General features: G+C 63.5%; 2 protein-coding genes. Both read left to right on the top strand.

What is annotated here, in order from left to right; genetic code table 11:
- The first annotated feature begins 153 nt into the window (after positions 1-153).
- Positions 154-2268, top strand: coding sequence for an ABC transporter permease (locus ABR948_RS29420; protein WP_428124819.1), 2115 nt, complete (start codon positions 154-156; stop codon positions 2266-2268).
- The coding region (locus ABR948_RS29415; protein WP_490337859.1) for an SMP-30/gluconolactonase/LRE family protein at positions 2265-2764 on the top strand (500 nt) is incomplete at its 3' end. The genes ABR948_RS29420 and ABR948_RS29415, both read left to right, overlap by 4 nt.

Here is a 2764-nt window from a genome sequence, read left to right as displayed (position 1 = left end):
AGCGATACCGCCTGCTGGAATCTCAGCGACCTCAAGAAGTAGATCATCCGACGGTGACGCTGCGAGCGGCCACGAAGTCACGTGGCCGCTCGTCCCAACTAAACGCGGCTCGCCGCGCACCCATCACATTCCTCCGTTCACCCCGGACAACCGATGCAAGACGTCCTTCTCCGTTTGAGATATCGCTACTGGCCGGACCATCTTCTGGGCGAAATCCTGTCCAAGCGCTGGACCGAGACCGCGATCCCGGTCATCGTTCTCCTGATCATCACCATCTTGCTGAGCCGCTCGATCCCGGGCTTTCTGTCCGTCGGCGGCCTCGCCGATACCGGACGACAGGCCGGCGAGATCGGCTTCGTCGTGCTCGGGATGGCCCTTGTCGTCATCGTCGGCGGCATCGACCTGTCGGTGGGATCGATGTTCGCCCTGTGCGACTTCTGTGCCCTGTTCTGTCTCAACGTGCTGGACTGGCCGGTACCGGCGGTGATTGTCGCGACGGTAGCATGCGGCGCGGTGCTCGGCGCCGTCAACGGCCTGCTGATCGGGTATCTGCGGCTGCGGGCCTTCATCACGACGCTGATCACGCTGATTATCTACCGCTCCGCTTATGACCTGCTGCTGTTCGACTACTCCAACAAGATCGCGGCCGCCTTCCCCGATTTTCCGTCCTGGAATTTCGTGGGTGGCGGCGTCGTCGCCGGCGTTCCCAGCGTCGTGCTGGTCTATGTCGTGGTCGCCATATTCGGACATGTGTTCCTGACCCGGTTGCGGCCGGGATGGCATGTCACCGCGATCGGCGGCTCGCGCCGCTCGGCCTATAATTCCGGCATTCCGGTGCGGCGCACGATCGCGCTCTGCTACACCGCCAGCGGGGTGCTGACCGCGATCGGCGCGCTGTTTTTCGCAGCCCGGCTCGGCACCGTCGGCGGCGATGTCGGCGTCGGACTTGAAGTGACGGTGTTGACCGCGACCGTGCTCGGCGGCATCAGCCTCGGCGGCGGCAAGGGCTCGGTGACAAAGGCGCTGGTCGGCACGCTGATCGTGTTGTTCGTGATCAACGGCCTCACCACGCTGTCGGTGAGCGGCGGCGTCAACCGCATGGTGCTGGCCGGCGTGCTGCTGGTCGCCGCCACCATCGACATTCGCTGGCTGAAAAACCGCACCCGCATCATCAGCAAGGTCTATGTCAGTCCGACCTTTCATGGACTGGCGGCGGCGATCTCGACCGCGCCGGGCAGCGGCCCGTTCGCGCAGAACGACAAGCTGCGCGATGTCTCATTGATCGGCCTTGGCCGCATCGAAGCCCCGGAAGACGTTATCCTCGACCGCAACGACAATCTCTATGCCGGCTCACGCCACGGCGACATCATCCGTTTCAAGGCGCCCGACTACCAGGAGATGGAGGTGTTCGCCCATATCGGCGGCCAGCCGCTCGGCATGGCCTTCGACCGCCAGGATAATCTCTATGTGTGCATCGGCGGGATGGGCCTCTATCGCATCACGCCGGACCGCAAGGTCGAGAAGGTCACGGACGAAACCAACCGCAGCCTTTATTCGGTCAACGACGACAGCCGGCTGCGGCTGGCCGACGATCTCGACATCGCCGACGACGGACGGATTTTCTTTTCGGAAGCCACGGTGCGATACGAAATGCACGAATGGCCGGTCGATGGGCTGGAAGCCCGCGGTAACGGCCGGATCATTTGCTACGATCCGAACAAAGGAACGACGCACACCGTGCTGCGGGGGTTGAAATTTCCCAACGGCATCTGCATCGCAAGCGACGGAAAGTCGATCCTGTTCGCCGAAACCTTCGGCTGCTCGATCAAGCGCTACTGGTTCGACGGCCCGGATACCGGGAAGATCGAGACCGTGATGGACAATCTGCCGGGCTATCCCGACAACATCAATCTGGCTTCGGACGGAAACTACTGGCTGGCGATGGTGGGCATGCGCAGTCCCGCGCTCGATCTGGCGTGGCGCATGCCCGGCTTCCGCAAGCGGATGGGCAAGCGGGTTCCGATCGACGAATGGCTGTTCCCGAACATCAACACCGGATGCGTGATCAAATTCAACGAACGCGGCGAAGTGCTCGATTCGCTCTGGGACCTGCGCGGCGTCAACCATCCGATGATCACATCGATGCGCGAGCATCGTGGTTATCTCTATCTCGGCGGCATCGCCAACAATCGCATCGGACGCTACAAGCTCGCGGGCGCCGATCCGGACTTTATTCAGTACGATCGGCGCTGGGGGAAAAGCAAGTGATCGCCGCGTTCAGGGCTTTCGCCGACCGGTTGCTGGGACGGGGCGAGGCGACCATTACGGTTCCGTCGTTCGACGGCGCGTTGAAACCCAATCAGATCCTGGAAAAAGCCGAGACCATCGGGCAGTTCGAGGCGCCTGAGGATCTCGCCACCGATGGCCACGCGCTCTACATCGCCGACGGCACAGCCATTCTGCGCCTCGACGCCGCCTCCGCCGCCACCACGGAAGTCAGGCGGTTTGACCGCCCCATCACCGCGCTGTGTTGCCTGCCCGGCGGCGGCATCGCGGTCGCGCTGGACGGACGCGAAGTGCTGATATTCGCAACGCCGGCGGCACCGGATGCCGCCATGACCTTCACCGACCCCACGATGAATGCGATCAACGCGCTTGCGCCGGGCGCCGCTGGAACGCTGGTCGCAACGGACGGCTCGACCGCGCGCCCCTGCGGGCAATGGGTGTATGATTTGATGGAACGCGGCCGCACCGGCCGGGTGCT

Origin of the sequence: Bradyrhizobium sp. (assembly GCF_050014615.1) — a bacterium.
Lineage (GTDB): Bacteria > Pseudomonadota > Alphaproteobacteria > Rhizobiales > Xanthobacteraceae > Bradyrhizobium.
Note: the sequence above shows the minus strand (reverse complement) of the source record. Positions and strands in the feature narration are given on the sequence as shown.

What these genes read in the sequence shown, in the direction of transcription:
- ABR948_RS29420 (WP_428124819.1), top strand. Translation starts at nt 154, where the DNA reads ATGCAAGACGTCCTTCTCCGTTTGAGATATCGCTACTGGCCGGACCAT.